This is a genomic window from Aurantiacibacter sp. D1-12 (assembly GCF_028858515.1).
Lineage (GTDB): Bacteria > Pseudomonadota > Alphaproteobacteria > Sphingomonadales > Sphingomonadaceae > Alteraurantiacibacter.
Genome location: NZ_JAPJZJ010000003.1, coordinates 320,997 through 339,761 on the forward strand (window position 1 = coordinate 320,997; position 18,765 = coordinate 339,761).

The following is an 18,765-nucleotide window of genomic DNA, read 5'->3' on the forward strand; positions in this document are numbered from 1 at the left end:
GACGTGATAGGAGGGCCCGCTACATCGGGCTTTGACACAGAGGCAGCGCTATGACCGAAGAGGCAGCAACCCAATTTGTAATCGCCGGCGGAGGCACTGCCGGATGGATGTGTGCAGCCGCGATCTCGCGCTTCGCACCTCCGGGCACTGCCATCACTCTGGTCGAAAGCGATGCCATAGGCACAGTCGGTGTCGGCGAAGCGACGATCCCGCAGATCCACCTTTTCAATAGCGCTCTCGGACTTGATGAGGCCGAATTCCTGCGCGAGACGCGCGGCAGCTTCAAACTGGGTATCGAATTCGACGGCTGGCGGCGCGAGGGCGAGGCCTACATGCACGCCTTCGGCGATATTGGACGCCCGCTTGGACTGCTGCCGTTCCACCATTACTGGCTTCGCGCCAAAGAGGCTGGTTTTGCCAAGCCGCTACAGCGCTTTTCACTTAATGAATTGGCAGCGCGCACCATGCGGATGCACCGGGGCAAGACCGCACAGGGTCGCGAAATGCCCTATGCCTATCATTTCGATGCAGGACTCTACGCGGCCTATCTGCGCAAGTTCGCCGAGGCGCGCGGTGTCACCCGTATCGAGGGCAAGATCGCGGACGTTGTGCAGGATAGCGAAAGCGGAGATATCACTGCTCTGACGCTAGAAAGCGGCGAGGACATCCAGGGTAGCTTCTTCATCGATTGCACCGGTTTTCGCGCCCTGTTGATCGATGGCGCACTTGGCGTCGGGTTCGACGATTGGAGCCGCTACCTGCCGTGCAATCGCGCAATGGCGGTTCCTTGTGAGGGCGGGGGTGACTTCACGCCCTACACCAGGGCAATTGCCCGCAAGGCCGGGTGGCAATGGCGCATCCCCTTGCAGCATCGTATCGGCAACGGTCTGGTGTACTGCAGCGATTATCTGTCCGACGATGAAGCAAGTGAAACGCTTCTCGCCAACCTTGATGGAAAGCCGCTGGCTGATCCGCGCCCGATACATTTCACTACAGGCAAGCGTCGCGTGCACTGGAAGAACAATTGCCTGGCTGTGGGCCTTGCCGCCGGCTTCATGGAGCCGATGGAGTCCACCAGTATTCATCTGATCCAGAGCGCGATCAGCCGGTTTATGGCGGTCCTGCCAAACGGACGCGGCGAACAGGCAACCATCGACTGGTTCAACGCGCAGGTTGATTTCGAATGGGAGCGGATCCGCGATTTCCTCGTCCTGCATTACACCGCGAACGAGCGCGAGGGTGAGCCGTTCTGGGATCATGTCCGTACAATGGAGTTGCCCGGGACGCTGACCGCCAAACTCGAACAGTGGAAGGCCAGTGGCTTCATCCACCGCGAGCATGAAGAACTGTTCACCGAAGTGGGTTGGTTCCAGGTGCTGGCCGGACAGGGCGTCAGGGCGGAGGGATACAACCCCATCGCAGACGCGCTGCCGGAAGCAGATCTGCGCGCGATGCTGGACGAGACCGAGCTTGCTCTGATCGAGCAAGTCAAACCGATGCCCCGGCATCTCGACTTTCTGCAAAGCTATGTCAGCGGGGCAGCCCCGCGCACGGAGGTACCCGCATGACTCTTCGCCACGCTACCAAGGGCATCCTTGCCACGGCGCTTGCTGCCACCGTACTTTCGGGATGCTCGACTGCGTCTGACACTGCAGAGGGCGGCGACTACCTTGACCGACTGCCAAGTGAAGAGATCGTCTACTTCGTATTGCCCGACCGCTTCGAGAATGGCGATACGTCCAATGACACCGGTGATTTCACTGGTGATCGCCTTGCCACCGGCTTCGATCCGACCTCGCGCGGTTTCTTCCAGGGCGGTGATCTGGCGGGCCTGACCAGTCGTCTCGACTATCTCGAAGGGATGGGCGTCACCGCGATCTGGTTTGCTCCGATCTTCCAGAACAAGCCTGTGCAGGGCCCTCCCGGAGATGAGAGCGCAGGCTATCACGGATACTGGGTCACCGATTTTACCAGACCGGACGGACATTTCGGTACGCGAGAGGAATTCGTCGCATTCGTCGATGCCGCGCATGATCGCGGGATGAAGGTCTACATGGACATCATCACCAATCACACTGCCGACGTGATTACCTATGAAGACGGTGACGAGACCAATTTCGAATACCGCACCATGGGCGATTACCCCTATTCAACACGTGGCGGCGCGGATGGAGAGCCGATCAATGAAGGCTTTATGGGACACGAGGATTCGAGCGAGGAAAACTTCGCCCGCCTGACCGATCCCGACTATGCCTACATCCCGGTGGTGCCCGAGGCAGAGCGCGACGTGAAGGTGCCAGCCTGGCTCAACGATCCCATCTACTACCACAATCGCGGCAACAGCTCCTTCACGGGCGAAGACAGCCGCTTTGGTGATTTTGCTGGTCTGGATGACCTGTTCACCGAGCATCCGCGTGTGCGCGAAGGCATGATCGAGATCTTCTGCGACTGGATCACCGAGACGCGCGTCGATGGCTTCCGCATCGATACCGCACGCCATGTCGATCCTGGTTTCTGGCAGGAATTCGTGCCCGCCATGCGCGATTGCGCAAACAGCGTCGGCATCTTCAACTTCCACATGTTCGGCGAGGTCTACAAGGACATCCCCGAGAACGGCTATATCGCTGAGTACACGCGGCGTGATGGTCTTCCTGCCGTGCTCGACTTCGCCTTCCAAGCTTCGATGCGTGAGATCCTTGGGCGTGGGCAGGGCACCGTTGTGCTCGCTCACATGTTCGATGGTGACGTACTGTACGAGGGCGGTGAAGAGGCTGCTCTCGGCCTGCCGACATTCCTCGGCAATCATGACATGGGGCGCTTCTCCACCCTGATCCGCGAGGACATTCCCGGCATCTCGCAGGAAGAGCTGCTTCAGCGCGTCATGCTCGGCCATGCCATGATGTTGAGTCTGCGTGGCTCGCCGGTGATCTACTACGGTGACGAGCAGGGCTTCGTCGGCGATGGCAACGACCAGCGTGCTCGCGAGAGCATGTTCCCGAGCCTGACCGACGAATACAATGACAACGTGCTGATCGGCACTGACGCGACGACAGCGGACAGCAATTTCGATGTCGAGCATCCTCTCTATCGCTTGATTGCCGAGTTCTCCGCGATCCGCCGTGCGCATCCCGCGCTCACGCGTGGTCGCCAGCAGATCCGTCATTACGAGCAGGAACCCGGCATCTTTGCCGCCGCGCGCTTCGATCCAGATGATGGCACTGAATACCTCGCCGTCTTCAATACGACTGGTGCGGAGCGATCAACCAATATCTGGGTCAATTATCGCGCGCGCGAATTTGAGACGCTGGCCGGATCGTGCCCGTCTGCGGTGTCCGCGCCGGGGAGCGCATCCTTCACACTGCCTGCTTTCGGCTGGGCGCTGTGCCGGGTAAGCGAGAGCGCCGAATGAGCCGAGGCGGCGACTCTTTGCCTTGGTGGAAAGGCGCGGCGATCTACCAGATCTATCCGCGCAGCTTCATGGATTCCAATGGCGATGGCATCGGCGATTTGCCGGGGATTACCTCGCGGCTGGACTACGTTGCCGATCTGGGTGTCGATGCGATCTGGATCAGCCCGTTCTTTACAAGTCCGATGAAGGATTTCGGGTATGACGTGGCGGATTACCGCGATGTCGATCCAATCTTTGGCAAGCTTGCGGACTTCGATGCGTTGGTTGCTCGTGCGCACGAGCTAGGCCTGAAGGTCCTGATCGATCAGGTCTATTCGCACAGCTCGGACGAGCACGCGTGGTTTGCTGAAAGCCGGTCGAGCCGGGACAACCCCAGGGCAGACTGGTACGTTTGGGTTGATCCCAACCCCGATGGCACACCGCCGACCAACTGGCAGAGCGTTTTTGGCGGCCCTGCCTGGACGTGGGACGCACGGCGGCGGCAATACTACTTGCACAACTTCCTCAGCAGCCAGCCCCAGCTGAACATGCACAATAGGGAAGTGCAGGATGCCGCGCTGGATGTGATGCGGTTCTGGCTCGATCGCGGAGTTGATGGTTTCCGCATTGATGCGCTCAATTTCGCGATGCATGACCAGCAGTTGCGCGACAATCCGCCCGCCCCGGCAACCGATCGCCAGCGCACGCGCCCGTTCGATTTCCAGCTGCGGATGTACAACCAGTCGCATCCCGACATTCCTGCTTTTGTCGAGCGGATTCGGGCGCTGACCGACGAGTACGATAGTATCTTTACGGTCGCCGAAGTGGGCGGTGATGATGCAGATGCCGAGATGAAGGCATTCACCGAGGGTGAGAGTCACCTCAATTCCGCCTACAGCTTCGATTTTCTCTATGCCGACAAGCTGACGCCGAGTCTGGTTTGTCGAGCGTTGAAGCAATGGCCGGATGAGCCGGGTCTTGGCTGGCCGAGCTGGGCGTTCGAAAATCACGACGCCCCGCGTGCTCTCAGCCGTTGGTGCAAGCCCGACGAACGTGCTGCTTTCGCCCGTATGAAGGTGACCTTGCTCGCGTGCCTGCGCGGCAACGTGATCCTTTATCAGGGTGAGGAATTGGGGCTCACGCAAGTCGACATCCCGTTTGACCAGCTGCACGACCCCGAAGCGATCGCCAACTGGCCGCTGACGCTCAGCCGCGATGGCGCGCGCACGCCCATGCCTTGGGAAGACTGTACCTGCGGGGGTTTTGGCTCAGATCGCCCGTGGCTGCCGCTGGGCGAAGAAAACCGTGCGCGTTCGGTCGAGGCGCAACGAGCCGATGCGAGCTCGCTGCTTCACCACACGCGTGAGATGCTTGCTCTACGCAAAGCCTATCCGGCACTGCACCACGGCGCGGTGACGGCCTGCGAAGTGCGGGGCGACATGCTTATTCTTGAACGGCAAGCTGAAGGAGAAACCGTACGCGGATTCTTCAACCTCGGCTCTGCGTCCATCGATCTTGCAGCCGCCGAGGCAGCGGGCGCGACGATTTCTGCAGTGAACGGCGCGACCGTTACCAAACTTCCCCCATTCGCAGCTCTATTGGTGCAGGTATGACTCTTCTTCGCTTTGCTCTTTCGCTTCTTGCACTTCTGATTCCAGCGGCTGCGTTTGCCGGAGAGGTGTCGTCACCCGATGGCCGGATCGTCGCCACGCTTGATGCCAATGGCGAAGGCACACCGATCTACTCGGTCACTTTCGATCGAGAGCCGGTGATCAATGAGTCGACCATCGGCTTCAACTTCACTGACGCCAACCCCATGCGGCGCGGGTTTGAAGTTGTTTCCGAAGTCGAAAGCGGCACCAACACAACATGGGAACAGCCCTGGGGGGAGCGCCGCTTCGTGGTTGATCACCACAATGAGCTGGCGGTTACCTACCGCCAGAACGATGACGAAGCGCGGATGATGACCGTGCGCATGCGCGTGTTCGACGATGGCATCGGCTTCCGCATCGAGTTTCCCGAGCAGGAAAGCCTGCCGGTGGCCAATATTGCCGAAGAGCTGACCGAATTCCGCGTGGCCAGCGATGGTGAGGCATGGTCGATCCCCGCAGGCGACTGGAACCGCTACGAATATCTCTACGAACGCACGCCGATCAGCGCGCTCTCAACCGTGCATACGCCAGTTACGATGGTGCTGGAAAACGGGACGCATGTGTCGTTCCATGAAGCGGCGCTGGTCGACTATTCGGGCATGTGGTTGCGTCGGATGGAAGGTACGCGTTTTCGTGCCCAGCTCGCGCCAAGTCCGCGCGGCCCCAAGGTCATTCGCGAAGGCGCGTTCCACACGCCGTGGCGCACGATCCAGATCGCTGACGGGCCCGCTGGACTGTTCGAAAGCAGCATGATCCTCAATCTGAACGAGCCCAATGTCCTCGGTGATGTGAGCTGGTTCGAGCCGCACACCTACATCGGCATCTGGTGGGAAATGCACCTCGATGAAAGCAGCTGGGCAAGCGGTGAGCGCCACGGTGCGACCACCGAAAACGCCATGCGCCATATTGATTTTGCTGCCGAGCATGGCTTCCGCGGTGTGCTGATCGAAGGGTGGAACATCGGCTGGGACGGCAACTGGTTCGGCAATGGCCGCGACTACAGTTTTACCGAGGCCTATCCCGATTTCGACATTGAATTCCTTGCCGAATATGCCCGCGAGCGAGGCGTGCGGATCATTGGTCACCACGAAACGGGCGGCAATATCGACGTCTATGAGCGCCAGCTGGAAGATGCGATGGCGTTCTACGAGCGGCTCGGCATCGATGCCGTGAAGAGCGGCTATGTGGCCGATGCTGGCGGTATTATCGCGCCCGATGGTGAAGGTGGAGAGACCTTCGTGTGGCATGATGGGCAGGAACAGGTGAACCATCACCTGCGCGTGGTGCAGGAAGCGGCCGAGCATCGCATCGCTGTCAACCCGCACGAGCCGGTGAAGGATACCGGCCTCCGCCGCACCTATCCGAATTGGGTGAGCCGTGAAGGTGCGCGTGGTGCGGAATATGATGCATGGGCTGTGCCGAAGAACGATCCGGGCCACGTGCCAGAGCTGATCTTCACCCGCATGCTGTCTGGCCCGATGGATTACACCTCCGGCGTATTCTCGCTCGAAGGGCGCGGTGCGACTCAGCCGGATATTCCCAGCACGCTTGCGCGCCAGCTGGCGTTCTACATCGCGATTTACTCGCCCATCCAGATGGTTGCCGATCTGCCGGAGAACATCGTCGCCTACCCGCAGGCGCTCGACTTTGTGCAACGCGTTGGCGTCGACTGGTACGAGAGTCTGCTGCTTGACGGAGCGGTGGGAGAATATGCTGTGATCGCTCGCCAGGTGCGCGAAGGCGAAACGTGGTTTGTGGGCGGCGTCACCGATGAACAGCCGCGCGACGTGACGATCACGCTGGACTTCCTCCATGCAGATACCGAATATGTCGCCACCATCTGGGAGGATGGCGAAGGGGCAGACGGTATGGGAGAGGATCGCCACGCGATGAACGTACGCGAAGTCACAGTGCGGCAAGGCGACACGCTGGACGTGCACATGGCACGCGCCGGAGGCTTCGCCATCGAGATTGCACTTAGCGGCGAGTGAGCGAGAACGCGCCTCCACACATAGTCGTTCTCGGCGGAGGCAGCGCCGGGTGGATTACCGCTTGCCTGTTGCACCACCGCTGGGGTGATCGCGGCGGCAATGTCACTGTCGTCGAAAGTCCGGAAATCGGCATTATCGGCGTGGGCGAAGGCTCAACACCGCAGCTCAAGGCGATGTTCGATCATCTCGGCATTGCCGAGGCGGAGTGGATGGCGGCCTGCGACGCTACCTACAAGCTCGGCATCCGGTTCACCGGTTGGAGTGAAAGGCCGGGCTTCGAGAGTTACTTCCACCCGTTCCCCGGGCCAGTTGATCTGCATACCGAACCTGCATTCACGCACAATTGCATGCTGGCGCGCCGGGGGTTCAAGGTGCCTGCGCATCCTGACGACTGGTTCCTTGCGACAAAGCTGGCCGATGCTGGGCTAGGCGCAAAGGCGGAGGCGAATTTCCCCTTTGCGCCAAGCTATGGCTACCACTTCGACGCGTTCAAACTGGGCGCATTCCTGCGCGATTGGGCTGTCGCGCGGGGTGTCGATCATCGGTCGCTCAAGGTCGAAAAGGTAGAGCTTTCAAGCGAGACTGAAGTTGCCGCGCTACTTTGCGAAGGCGGTGAGCGCATCGAAGGCGACCTGTTCGTCGATTGCTCGGGTTTCCGGGCGATGATCGCAGGCGATGCGCTTGGCGGCAAATTCACATCCTTTGGCGAAAACCTGTTCAACGACCGCGCGGTGGTCGTGCCCACGGACAAGGTGAATGAGTTCAAGCCGCAGACCGAAGCTATCGCGATGAAGGCAGGTTGGCGTTGGCACATCCCACTCACCAGCCGCACCGGGAACGGCTATGTCTATTCGTCCAAATACATCTCGGATGAAGATGCGGCGGCAGAATTGCTCGCATCGGTCGGGCTGCAGGATGGCGACGCAGAACCGCGCTTCCTGAAGATGAAAGTCGGACGGATGGCCGAGAGCTGGCGCGGCAATTGTCTCGCTGCAGGGCTCGCGCAGGGCTTCGTCGAGCCGTTGGAAGCGACCGCCCTCCATATCGTCATCGCCACCGCGCTGGAATTTGCCGAGGCATTTGAGGCGGGTGGGTTTACGTCCAAACACCGCGCTGATTTCAACAGCAATATCGGCAAGCGGTACGATGGGATCCGCGATTACATTGTGGCGCATTACCGCTTCAACCAGCGCAGTGACACGCAATACTGGCTGGACAATGCCGCCAACCAAAACCTTTCAGGTGGGCTCAAGGCCATGACAACCGCGTGGTTCACGCATCAGGATATTGCTGCGGCTAACCAGCAGAATTATTCGATACAGGCGTATTCTTCCGCCAGCTGGCACTGCCTGTTTGCAGGCTACGGCACGTTCCCGCCCGAGGCGAAGATGCAGCCACTCCCCGAACAGATCAATGTGGCGGATCGGGAAGAGATCGCCGCTATGCTGTCTGCATGCGCGGGCAACTTTTTGCCCGTCGAGATTTAGTCGCTCATTCGTCGGCCTGCATGCGGTAATGATGTAGGATTTACAATCATTTACTCGAGTTTTGGGCGAGCAGCCTTTAAGCACACGCTACGCAGACAGGCACGGGTTCAAGAGGGGTGGGATCATGTTCGTAAAGTCAGCATTACAGGTCCAGTCACAATCGGGGTTCCGCATCGGAGTTTCCCTGGCTGGATTGGCTGTTGTCGGGTGTTTTCTCGCGGCGACCCTGCTTTCTGGAACCGCGCTTGAAGCTGCCGAGCCATCCGACAGCTCGGACCTTCAGATCTCGGGTATGCAAGCTATTAGCGCTGATCAGCAGCAGTAGATCGCAGCCAATCCAGCGGGCGGTGCCGCGTAACAAGTCGTAAATTCGAATCATTGCGCTAGGATTTTGTTACATCTGCGGTTTATCTTGCGAGCAAGTCCGGCGGGATCGGACATGCGATTGGGAAGTGGGCTATGGCTAAGCAGTTATCGAAGATCGGGCCAGCGACGCGTAAGATTGCCACATTAGTGGGGGTTGCGCTTGGTCTCGTCGCCATTCCGTCATCGGCCGTAGCGCAAAGCGAAGGCACGGTTTCTTATCGAATGGTTGCTGGCGACACGCTGATTTCCGTGCAGGAACGTTTTCTGCTCGGCAGAGGGGCCCACGAGCGGGTTGCCCGTCTCAATCGTATTGCGAATGTCCGGCGCATACCGGTTGGCACGGTGATAGAGATTCCGCGCGAACTGCTTGCATACCAGCCCGCACGTTTGACCGTCCGTAACTTTTCCGGACCCGTCACCATTGATGGAGTGACGGCACGGTCCGGACAGTTGCTGACCGAAGATTCGGTTGTGCGCACGGGCCAGGGTGGTTTCGTAACTTTCGAAGCGGTGGACGGTGGTTCCGTTTCGCTCCCATCCAATTCCCGAGCGCAACTGGTCACATCGCGGATCTATGCACTTCGCCGTCTGCGCGATGTCGAGTTTCGTATCCTCAATGGCCGTGGCGAAGTCATTGCGCCGACGCTGGGAGAAGACGAGCGCTGGCGTACCAGCACGCCTGTTGCCGTTACGGCAGTTCGGGGGACGAACTATCGGGTTGGATATTCCGAAGAAGCCGACCTGAGCGTGACCGAGGTTGTCGAGGGCTCTGTCAACGTTTCGAGCGGGGAAGTCGCCGCACAGACCGACGCTGGGTTTGGTATCTCCGCCAGCTCTGAAGGGCTGGGCCAACCCGAAGAACTGCTGCCGCCTGCCCTCATCGCAAACCCCGGCGCGTTGCAAACCGATGAAATTGTGACCTTCGCTGTCACTACCCCGCCCGGTGCTACCGCAGTCAGAACGGAAATCGCAACCGACGCAGGATTCCTGGAACTTGTCGCGAGCGACATTTCCGGTACCGAGCCCAGTTTCACAGATCTGGAGGATGGTCGCTATTTCGTGCGTGCGCGCGGTGTTTCGGCCTCCGGGCTTGAAGGCCTGTCTGAAGCAGAAACCTTCCGCCGCAAGCTGTTGACTAGCGAAGGCTTTGTAGAGAGCTCTCCAATTGATGACGGCTTCCGCTTTGCCTGGTCCGGCGAAGGCGAGGGCATCACTTTCTATGCCTTCCAGTTATGGCGTGAGGGCGAAAGCGCCTCTCCCCTGTTTGACGAGATCGCACTACCTGGTTCCGCGACCGTCGTGACCGGCCTTGACGAAGGCGGCTATGTCTGGCGGATTGCTGTCGTTCAGGCTGATGCCGAAGACGGGCTTTTGAAAATCTGGGGGCCGGAACAGATCCTCAACGTTTCCGCCGAGTAATTTGTCACAACTCTCGCTAAGGATCATCGGACAATGATGGTTCGTCGTATCCTTACAGAATGGTTTGTTCTGCTGCTGTGTTTGGCGGGACTGGCTGTCCTTGCAGCACGATTTGAGCTTACCAATCCCGTAGACGCACGATTGCTTGACCGGGCTGCCAGTACCGCCCGTGCAGACGTTTCGGATGACATTCTGATTGTCGCCATCGATGATGCCAGCCTGGCTGAACTTGGACCCTGGCCGTGGCCGCGCAGTACACATGCAAGGCTGCTTGATGCGATAGCTGAGATGGATAGCGGGGTTGTGCTTTATGACGTCTTGTTCCTCGAGCCGACGCAGCCCGAGGAAGATGCGGCGCTGGGGAATGCTGTCGGTAGGCATGGCAATGTCATTCTCCCCTTCACCTTCTTGCACCAGATCAACACGCAGGATGGGATTGTTCCTGCATACCCGATCGATTCGATAGCGCATGGTGCGGCAGGCCTGGGTCATGTAACGATTAACCCTGACCCTGACGGTGTCTTGCGGCGTTTCAACTTTGATCTGACAATTGACGGTCAAAACTACCCGCATTTTGTCGAAACGGCTTTGGGAGTGGATGAGGGCAGCGCACTCGACCTCCCGGCTGAGCCGTTGATCGCATTCCATCCGGTCAATTCCTACGCGCGCATACCTGCTGCCGATGTGATCGCCGGGCGTGTTCCGCAAGAGTTTCTGCAGGACAAGACAGTGCTGGTTGGCGCGACAGCACAGGGGATGGGTGACCGCTACTCGGTCGGTGCACGCGAGATAGCTGTGATGCCGGGCGTAGAAACGCAGGCGAACCTGCTGGATGCGGCGCGTTCAGGCTCGCTGGTGGCCGCACAAAGCAGTTGGTGGTCTGCGGCGTTGGGTGTCCTCGCACTCGCACTGCTATTCTGGGTATTCTGGAAACTGTCCCCACGCGCCGGCTTAATCGCCACAGTTGCGATTTCCCTTTCGATCATCGCAATTGTAACCGTATTAATTCCGCTCGCCGGCATCTGGATTGCGCCCGGCGCGGCATTGCTCGCCGTCCTCCTCGCATACCCGTTCTGGAGCTGGCGTCGCCTGACATCGGTCAGCGCCTACCTGGAAGAAGAGGCGGCATTCTTGCGACCGGAGGGTGCGCAAAAGGCGAAGGTAGACGGGTTTGACCAGATTGCCCGGCAAGTGTCGCGCATGCGGCGCTTGGTGAGCAATGTCAGCCGGTCTTTCCAGTTCATGCAGAAGGTGATCGAGGCTGCACCCGATGCCATTCTGGTGCTCGACAAGGCGGGCCTTGTGGTAATGGCCAACAGGAAGGCAAAGCAGCTCTTTCCGGATTGGGAAGAGGACAGGCCGGAGCCGATCGAGGACCTGCTCGAAGAGAGTCTTGCCCAACGTGCACGGCGGAAGGACGATCTCGTTTTTCCCGATGGTCGTACCTTTCTTGTCGCCCGCGCTGATTTCGAGATCGAGAAAGCCGAGGAAGGTGGAGAGATTGTCGCGCTGCGCGATGTCAGCGCCAGCCGCCGCCGTGACGAGGAGAGGCGTGAAATGCTGGAATTTCTCTCACACGACATGCGATCACCGCAGGTCGCGATTATCGGCCTTTCGCGCCGAATGGGAGAAAGTAATGGCGCTGCCGATATCCCGCTTCGCATTCGCAACCAGGCAGAGCGAACACTCAAACTGGCTGACGACTTCGTACAACTGGCACGTTTGGAAGAGGCGGAGCTGGAGTTTGAAGATACAGATGTAGCCGCGCTTGTCGAAGAGGCCTGTGACCGAGCCTATACATCTGCGTTGCAAAAGCGGATAGCGGTCCACCCGGTAGTGCCGGAGGAACCGCTGTTTGCGACGATAGACGCTTCATTGCTTGCGCGCCTGCTGGATAATCTCATCGGGAATGCCATCAAGTTCGCACCTGAAGATAGCGGTGTCGAGATTGAGCTGACCGAGGCCACCGACACTTCGATTCGCCTTTCGGTGTGCGATGAGGGCCCGGGCCTTCCACCCGAACGGCTGAAGAACCCTTTCGCACGCTTTGGCGCACACGAAACCAAGGCAGGGCCGAGCGTGGGCCTGGGTCTGACGTTTGTGAAACGGGTGGTGGACAAGCACGCAGGAAAGATCACTGTCGAATCTGCCGCCGGATCGGGCACGTGCTTTGTGATTACGTTGCCGTCAGATGGCCCTGTGGCCGAATAGGTAATCAGCGGGCCTGAGAGTCCTGCACCAGGGCTTGCGCCATGGCATTGAGATGATCGGCACCAAAGTCGCAATCGATCGCTTCGGCCGTGCCGCGATAGAGCAGCGAGCCATCGACGCGGTTGAGCAGAACCAACGTGCCGCGCAGGCGCCGGGCCTCGCACTGATCCCACCAATGCGACTCACGTGGCTCTGACGACCAGACGATGTTCTCTTCGGTGGACGCCGTAGGATCTGCCGTTCCGCTCGTGGCGCTACGTTCCGCGACCGCGAATTCCGCGATAACTGCTCCATCGGAAGAGAGACGGACATTGTGTGAGGCAAACGCCGCTTCGAGAGCGGATCCGAACTGACCGCGCAGACTTTCATCGATGGGGAAAGAGGCAAGCTCGATTACTGAGGAGGCAGGGAGTGCCCCTTGCGTGGCCGTCACCTCTACAGGGATTGAGACTGTGCACGCCGAAAGCGCGGCCGCACTGGCCGCGCAAACGAGTGCACGCAAAGACGAGAGCTGTCTGTTCTTCAAACTTCTCGGGAACGCACGTTTATCGCACTGCTGCTCCGGCCTCGACTTTTTCCGCATTCGCTTCCTCAAAAAATGCGTCCATGCGATAGCCGAAACCAAACACAGTTTGAATAGCAAAGCCATTATGAGGGCGAAGTTGGAGCTTCGAACGCACGCGCGAAACGTGCATGTCGAGGGTACGTGTCGCGATGTCGCCCATATTCCCCCAGATCTGCGAGAAGATGTAGCTGCGCGACAAAGGCCGGTTCAGGTTCTCGAAGAACAAGGCCGCTACCTTGAACTCTTTCGAGGTTAACTTCACCGGCTCACCATTATGCTCGATCACTTCGTTCAAACGATCAAGCTTGTAGGCACCGAACGTCTGGAAGCGGTCGGACTTGCTGCCAGCGCCATGCCTGCGAGCGGCCGCTTCTATGCGCGCGAGGATCACCTCTTCGCTTTCCGGTTTTACGATGTAGTCGCTGGCGCCTTGTTCGAGACCTTTGACGATATCGGCCTTGTCGGAGCGGCTGGTGATCAGAATGAACGCGGGCGGCTGCTCCAATGTGTCATTGCCCCATGCTACGACCTCCGGACCTGTAGCGCCCGGCATGTTCCAGTCGACCAGTACAACGTCATAGGTTTCCCGCCGCAAAGCGACGAGCAAGTCCTTGCCATTGCGGAAAGTTTCAAAAATATGTCCTGACGTTTCCAGGCAGGAGGTAATCTGTGCAAGAACCTCCTGATCATCGTCAGCTACTGCAATTCTCATCCCACCAAACCCGATTACTTCTGTACAATTATTGTTCCGGTTGTTGCCCAACCTACGATGTAACAACGCACGAAGCTACAAAATGCGTCCCAAATCGGATCAGATAATACTACATTTTACATTTGGACTTGGGCGTGACTTGGTGCGCTAGCGAGGTGCTCTGGGCGCTTTACGTGCGCGGTGTTTTTCGCCATTGGGAGCGCAGCATCAAAGGGAGTTGGCATGCAGGCTGTCCGCAACGACTGGACGCGAGAAGAGATCGCGGCATTGTTCGATCTGCCGTTTACGGAACTGGTGTTTCGCGCAGCTGAAGTGCACCGTACGCATCATCGCGCGGATGAAGTGCAGTTGTGTACGCTCCTTTCCATCAAGACCGGTGGATGCCCCGAGGACTGCGGGTACTGCTCGCAAAGCGCGCATGCCGATAGCGGGGTCGAAGCGACCAAGCTAATGGATGTGCGCCAGGTATTGCAGAGCGCGGCGCAGGCGAAAGATGCCGGCAGCCAGCGTTTTTGCATGGGCGCTGCTTGGCGCAACCCGAAAGAGCGCGACATGCCCAAGATCGTTGAGATCGTGAAGGGTGTGCGCGAAATGGGTATGGAAACCTGCATGACGCTGGGCATGCTCTCACCCGGCCAGGCAGAGCAGCTCGCCGAGGCGGGGCTCGATTACTACAATCACAATGTCGATACCGGCCCCGAGTATTACGACCGGGTGATTACCACGCGCAATTATCAGGACCGTCTCGACACGCTGTCGAACGTGCGTGAAGCGGGCATCAACGTTTGCAGCGGCGGCATCGTTGGCATGGGCGAAACGCGGGCGGATCGCGTGGGGTTCGTCCACACACTCGCAACGCTGGAGCGGCATCCTGAGAGTGTACCCGTCAACGCACTGGTGCCGGTGAAGGGCACGCCGCTGGGTGACATGCTCGCCGACACCCCGATGGCCAAGATCGACGACATCGAATTCGTCCGCACGGTGGCTGTGGCGCGCATTTGCATGCCGATGAGCATGGTGCGCCTATCCGCTGGCCGAGAAAGCATGAGCGATGCGACGCAGGCGCTGTGCTTTATGGCGGGTGCGAACTCGATCTTCACAGGTGAAAAGCTCCTGACTGCGCCCAATGCCGGTGACGACAGCGATGCTGCCATGTTCGAACGGCTCGGCCTCAAAGCGATGGAAGGGGAAGAGCCAATGCGTGCTGTGGGCGGTTGCTCGGGCGGATGCGCGACGAAGGATGAGGCGCAGGCCGAGCTGACCTGACGTTTCCCGGCAGTTTCGATGATCGACCATATCCGCCAATCGCTCGAGACAATCGCAGCGAAAGACCGCATGCGCGCGGTGCGAGCTTCGGAAATGACGGCTGGTGGCCGTATCGAACGCGATGGGTGCCAGCTCATTGATTTTTCAAGCAACGATTATCTGGGCCTTGCCCTGCACCCGCTGCTCAAGCAGCGCTCTTGCGAGTTCATCGAACGGTTTGGAGCAGGCGCCGGAGCATCGCGACTGATCACCGGAACTTCGCAAGCGCATGAGGACATCGAACGCCAGATTGCTGCATTCAAGGGGACTGAAGCGGCGCTGGTCATGGCAAGCGGCTGGCAGGCCAATGCCGGGGTGATTCCGGCGCTCGCCAAGGCCGCGCCGCGCACCGTGATCTTCGCTGACGAACTGGTGCACAATTCGATCCATGCCGGTTGTCGGGGTGCAAAGGCAGAGGTGTATTTCTACAGGCACAACGATCTTGCTGACTTGCAACGACTGTTGAACGACACTGCAAGCACATTCGATGGGCGAGTGGTGATCACTGAAAGCGTTTTCAGTATGGATGGCGACGGTGCCGATCTGGCTGCGCTGAATGCAATCGCGGCGGAGCATGACGCAATGCTTTATGTCGATGAGGCCCACGCAACAGGCGTACTTGGTGAACGGGGAGCGGGACTGACTGCCGATCATCCGGGGGCCGGCGTGGTGATGGGTACCTTCAGCAAGGCGCTCGGCGGTTTCGGCGCCTATGTCGCCTGTTCGCAATTGATGCGGGATTACCTTGTCAACATGTGCGCCGGGCTGATCTTCTCGACCGCGCCGCCACCTGCCGTGCTTGGGAGCATGTCCGCCGCGTTGGAACTGGTGCCGGAGATGGATGCGGAACGCGCGCATCTCGCTGCTCTGTCCGAGCAGTTGCGCGAGGGATTGCTGGCGATGGGCTACGATACTCGCGGTTCCACGACACAGATCGTCCCGCTCGTTGTTGGTGCCGAGGCGGATGCGCTAGCCTTGGGGCAGCACCTGCTTGATCGTTCGATTGCCGCTCTTCCGATCCGCCCGCCGACTGTGCCCAATGGGACAAGCCGTATCCGCTTTGCCCTGCGCTCGACGCTTTCGCGGGAGGATGTTGATCATGTGCTATCCGCTGTAGCGGAATGGAGAGATGCATGAGCCGATACGTCATCACCGGGACCGATACCGATGTTGGCAAGACGGTATTCGCGGCGGGGCTCTCACAGGTGCTCAAGGCGACCTATTGGAAGCCCGTTCAGGCCGGGCTGGACGACGAGACTGATAGTGAAGCCGTCGCGCGGCTTGCACCGGATGCAACAGTTTTGCCCGAGGCCTATCGTCTTGAAACGCCGTGCTCGCCGCACGAGGCAGCGCGTGTTGATGGGGTCACAATCGATATTGCGACCCTGGCGCTTCCGGATGTGGATGGCCCGGTGGTGGTTGAGGGGGCAGGGGGCGTGCTTGTACCCTATCGCGAAGATCTGCTCGCGGCGGACCTTTTCGCTCACTGGGGGCTGCCCGCCATAGTCGTGGCGCGCACGACACTCGGCACGATCAGTCACACGCTGATGTCGCTCGAAGCCTTGCGCTCGCGCGGTGCCGAGGTGGCCGGCGTCGCCTTCATCGGCGATGAGGAGCCGGTGGCCGAAGGCGCTATCACACGTATCGGCAAGGTCGAACATCTCGGGCGACTGCCGCGGCTCAATCCGCTTGATCCGATGACACTGGCAGGGGCATTCTCCACCCATATCCGCAAGGACCTGCTGGCATGAGCGGGCGTTCTCCGGTCTGGCATCCGTTCCACCAGCACGGGCTGGGCGAACCGATTCCGCTGGTCGAGCGTGCTGAAGGGGCGGTGCTGCACACGGCAGACGGGCGCGAGGTTCTGGATGTCATTTCCAGCTGGTGGGTCATCACCCACGGCCACAATCACCCGCGCATTGTCGAGGCGATCCAACGGCAGGCAGAACAGCTTGACCAGCTGATCTTTGCCGGATGGACCCACCAGCCGGCAGAGGACTTGGCGCGAGGTCTGCGGGCGATCATGCCGCAAGAACTGGAGTATGTGTTCTACTCGGACTCAGGCTCAACCGCGGTCGAGGTGGCGCTAAAAATGGCGCTCGGCTTCTGGGCCAACCGGGGCAAGCCGCGCGCGAAGATCGTGGTGATGGAGCACAGCTACCACGGTGACACCATCGGCGCGATGAGCGTGGGTGAACGCGGAGTTTTCAACCGTGCTTACAGTCCTTTGCTGTTCGATGTTGAGACCATCCCTTTCCCGCATTCGGGCAGGGAACAGGCTACGTTCGATGCACTTGAAGCGGCTTGCAAAGGCGGCGATACGGCTGCCTTTATCGTCGAGCCACTGGTGCTCGGCGCTGGCGGGATGCTGATGTATCCGGCTGACGTCCTGCACGAGATGCGGGCCACTTGTGCCCGGCACGATACCCTGTTCATCGCCGACGAGATCATGACCGGCTGGGGCCGCACGGGCACTCTGCTGGCTTGCGAACAGGCAGGCGTTGTGCCGGATATACTGTGTCTGGCGAAAGGGTTGACCGGCGGTTCGATGCCGCTCGCTGTAACGATGGCCACTGCACCGATCTACGACGCGCATTACTCGCCCGACCGCAGCAAGCTGTTCTTCCATTCCTCCAGCTTTACCGCCAACCCGATCGCCTGCGCTGCGGCAAATGCAAACCTTGCCATCTGGCGCGAGGAGCCGGTGCTGGATCGCATTGCTTCGCTGACCGCCCATGAGGCAGCCGGATTTGCGCGCATCGCTGCCAAGTACCCGATTACGAACCTCCGCCAGACTGGCTCCATCATCGCAATGGATGTGGAGGTTGAGGATGCAGGCTACCTCGCCGACGTAGGCCTCAAGATGCGTGCGGGGCTGTTCGCCCGCGACATACTGCTGCGACCGCTTGGCAACACGCTCTACCTGATGCCACCCTACTGCATCTCCGATGCGCAGCTGGATCGGACCATGACGGCGATTGATGAGGTACTGGCCGAAGTCCTCTAGTGCGCGTCCGGCTGGCTGTCGGGATGCGCGCGCTGGAAGGCGGGGAGGGCGCTGCAAGCGGCCTCGATCCGCTCCATACGCGGGCAGGCAGAGAAGTCGAAGTCGAAGCGCCGTGCGTTGTAGATCTGTGGCATGAGGACGACCTCGAAGAAGCTCGGTGCGTCGAACAGGAAGTCTCCGGCGCCCAGCTGGTCGAGGCGCTTTTCGACGGGATGAAGTGTCTTGGCGAGCCAGTGGCGATACCAGGTGTTGATTACGTCCTGCTCCTGCCTGAGTTCGTGCTTCAGGTACTTCAGCACCGGCAGGTTGAGCGGAGCATGTAGCTCGGTCGCGATGGCATAAGCCAGCTCTCGCGCTACGTAACGCCGTTCGAGGTCTTTGGGCAGCAGCGGCGCATCGGGATAGGCTTCGTCCAGCCATTCGATGATCGCCATGCTCTGGACGCGGTCGCCGCTATCGGTTTCCAGCATCGGCACGGTGGCGAAGGGATTACGGCTGGTGAAAGCCTCATCCTTCTGCGCGCTTTCGAGCAGGTTTACCGGGCAATTCTCGTAGGCCAGGCCTTTCAGCTCGAGAGCGCACCGCAGGCGGTAACTCGTGCTGCTGCGCCAATATCCGTACAATTTCATGGAACTCTCCTGCTTCGCTTCTCGTTACACCAC

Annotated in this window: 14 protein-coding genes; 11 read left to right on the forward strand and 3 right to left on the reverse strand. The window is 59.7% G+C overall.

The genetic code is table 11. From position 1 onward, the window contains the following. Positions 1-50: 50 nt before the first annotated feature. The 7 genes from OOZ52_RS08530 (at position 51) to OOZ52_RS08560 (ending at position 12,514) form a co-directional block, all read left to right on the forward strand. Positions 51-1,568 (forward strand): tryptophan halogenase family protein, encoded by a 1,518-nt coding sequence (locus tag OOZ52_RS08530; protein WP_274698086.1) that lies wholly within the window; start codon positions 51-53, stop codon positions 1,566-1,568. Further along, a complete protein-coding gene (locus OOZ52_RS08535) occupies positions 1,565-3,409 on the forward strand; it encodes an alpha-amylase family glycosyl hydrolase (RefSeq protein WP_274698087.1) in 1,845 nt (614 codons plus the stop codon). The genes OOZ52_RS08530 and OOZ52_RS08535 overlap by 4 nt, the downstream gene beginning before the upstream one ends. Then, on the forward strand, positions 3,406-5,001 hold the full coding sequence (locus tag OOZ52_RS08540; RefSeq protein ID WP_274698088.1) for an alpha-amylase family glycosyl hydrolase: 1,596 nt from the start codon (positions 3,406-3,408) through the stop codon (positions 4,999-5,001). Before OOZ52_RS08535 ends, OOZ52_RS08540 begins: the two co-directional genes overlap by 4 nt. Beyond that, positions 4,998-7,031: a glycoside hydrolase family 97 protein gene (locus tag OOZ52_RS08545; RefSeq protein ID WP_274698089.1), complete on the forward strand. Its 2,034-nt coding sequence runs from the start codon at positions 4,998-5,000 to the stop codon at positions 7,029-7,031. The genes OOZ52_RS08540 and OOZ52_RS08545 overlap by 4 nt, the downstream gene beginning before the upstream one ends. Further along, positions 7,028-8,518 carry a tryptophan halogenase family protein gene (locus tag OOZ52_RS08550; protein WP_274698090.1) on the forward strand — a complete coding sequence of 497 codons (1,491 nt, stop codon included), beginning with the start codon at positions 7,028-7,030 and terminating at the stop codon, positions 8,516-8,518. Before OOZ52_RS08545 ends, OOZ52_RS08550 begins: the two co-directional genes overlap by 4 nt. A gap of 459 nt (positions 8,519-8,977) precedes the next feature. Next, positions 8,978-10,303 carry a FecR domain-containing protein gene (locus tag OOZ52_RS08555; protein ID WP_274698091.1) on the forward strand — a complete coding sequence of 442 codons (1,326 nt, stop codon included), beginning with the start codon at positions 8,978-8,980 and terminating at the stop codon, positions 10,301-10,303. A gap of 33 nt (positions 10,304-10,336) precedes the next feature. After that, positions 10,337-12,514, forward strand: a complete 2,178-nt coding sequence (locus OOZ52_RS08560; protein ID WP_274698092.1) for a CHASE2 and HATPase_c domain-containing protein — start codon at positions 10,337-10,339, stop codon at positions 12,512-12,514. Between the two features lie 4 nt (positions 12,515-12,518). Here the strand turns inward: OOZ52_RS08560 and OOZ52_RS08565 are convergent, their stop codons facing one another. Both OOZ52_RS08565 and OOZ52_RS08570 read right to left on the reverse strand, forming a co-directional pair. Next, the gene (locus tag OOZ52_RS08565) at positions 12,519-13,016 is read right to left on the reverse strand and encodes a hypothetical protein (RefSeq protein WP_274698093.1); all 498 of its coding nucleotides are present in this window, start codon (positions 13,014-13,016) and stop codon (positions 12,519-12,521) included. 43 nt (positions 13,017-13,059) lie between these two features. Then, positions 13,060-13,791, reverse strand: a complete 732-nt coding sequence (locus OOZ52_RS08570) for a response regulator transcription factor (RefSeq protein WP_274698094.1) — start codon at positions 13,789-13,791, stop codon at positions 13,060-13,062. A gap of 222 nt (positions 13,792-14,013) precedes the next feature. On the opposite strand from OOZ52_RS08570, the gene bioB reads away from it, so the two are divergent. Genes bioB through OOZ52_RS08590 form a run of 4 tightly spaced genes read left to right on the forward strand, consistent with a single transcriptional unit; the run spans position 14,014 to position 18,103 of the window. Continuing rightward, on the forward strand, positions 14,014-15,057 hold the full coding sequence (bioB, locus tag OOZ52_RS08575; protein WP_274698095.1) for a biotin synthase BioB: 1,044 nt from the start codon (positions 14,014-14,016) through the stop codon (positions 15,055-15,057). Positions 15,058-15,075: 18 nt separating this feature from the next. Then, complete coding sequence (locus tag OOZ52_RS08580) at positions 15,076-16,233, forward strand: aminotransferase class I/II-fold pyridoxal phosphate-dependent enzyme (protein ID WP_274698096.1); 1,158 nt, start codon at positions 15,076-15,078, stop codon at positions 16,231-16,233. Next, complete coding sequence (gene bioD / locus OOZ52_RS08585; RefSeq protein ID WP_274698097.1) at positions 16,230-16,847, forward strand: dethiobiotin synthase; 618 nt, start codon at positions 16,230-16,232, stop codon at positions 16,845-16,847. Before OOZ52_RS08580 ends, bioD begins: the two co-directional genes overlap by 4 nt. Continuing rightward, positions 16,844-18,103, forward strand: a complete 1,260-nt coding sequence (locus tag OOZ52_RS08590; RefSeq protein ID WP_274698098.1) for an adenosylmethionine--8-amino-7-oxononanoate transaminase — start codon at positions 16,844-16,846, stop codon at positions 18,101-18,103. Before bioD ends, OOZ52_RS08590 begins: the two co-directional genes overlap by 4 nt. On the opposite strand, the gene maiA is transcribed toward OOZ52_RS08590, so the two are convergent. After that, positions 18,100-18,732 (reverse strand): maleylacetoacetate isomerase, encoded by a 633-nt coding sequence (gene maiA, locus OOZ52_RS08595; protein ID WP_274698099.1) that lies wholly within the window; start codon positions 18,730-18,732, stop codon positions 18,100-18,102. The genes OOZ52_RS08590 and maiA overlap by 4 nt on opposite strands. Positions 18,733-18,765 lie beyond the last annotated feature (33 nt).

Bases quoted from the DNA above. Each gene is read 5' to 3' on its own strand.
- bioD (WP_274698097.1), top strand. From the start codon at position 16,230: ATGAGCCGATACGTCATCACCGGGACCGATACCGATGTTGGCAAGACG.
- OOZ52_RS08560 (WP_274698092.1), top strand. From the start codon at position 10,337: ATGATGGTTCGTCGTATCCTTACAGAATGGTTTGTTCTGCTGCTGTGT.
- OOZ52_RS08580 (WP_274698096.1), top strand. From the start codon at position 15,076: ATGATCGACCATATCCGCCAATCGCTCGAGACAATCGCAGCGAAAGAC.
- OOZ52_RS08570 (WP_274698094.1), bottom strand. From the start codon at position 13,791: ATGAGAATTGCAGTAGCTGACGATGATCAGGAGGTTCTTGCACAGATT.
- maiA (WP_274698099.1), bottom strand. From the start codon at position 18,732: ATGAAATTGTACGGATATTGGCGCAGCAGCACGAGTTACCGCCTGCGG.
- bioB (WP_274698095.1), top strand. From the start codon at position 14,014: ATGCAGGCTGTCCGCAACGACTGGACGCGAGAAGAGATCGCGGCATTG.
- OOZ52_RS08545 (WP_274698089.1), top strand. From the start codon at position 4,998: ATGACTCTTCTTCGCTTTGCTCTTTCGCTTCTTGCACTTCTGATTCCA.
- OOZ52_RS08540 (WP_274698088.1), top strand. From the start codon at position 3,406: ATGAGCCGAGGCGGCGACTCTTTGCCTTGGTGGAAAGGCGCGGCGATC.
- OOZ52_RS08590 (WP_274698098.1), top strand. From the start codon at position 16,844: ATGAGCGGGCGTTCTCCGGTCTGGCATCCGTTCCACCAGCACGGGCTG.
- OOZ52_RS08535 (WP_274698087.1), top strand. From the start codon at position 1,565: ATGACTCTTCGCCACGCTACCAAGGGCATCCTTGCCACGGCGCTTGCT.
- OOZ52_RS08530 (WP_274698086.1), top strand. From the start codon at position 51: ATGACCGAAGAGGCAGCAACCCAATTTGTAATCGCCGGCGGAGGCACT.
- OOZ52_RS08555 (WP_274698091.1), top strand. From the start codon at position 8,978: ATGGCTAAGCAGTTATCGAAGATCGGGCCAGCGACGCGTAAGATTGCC.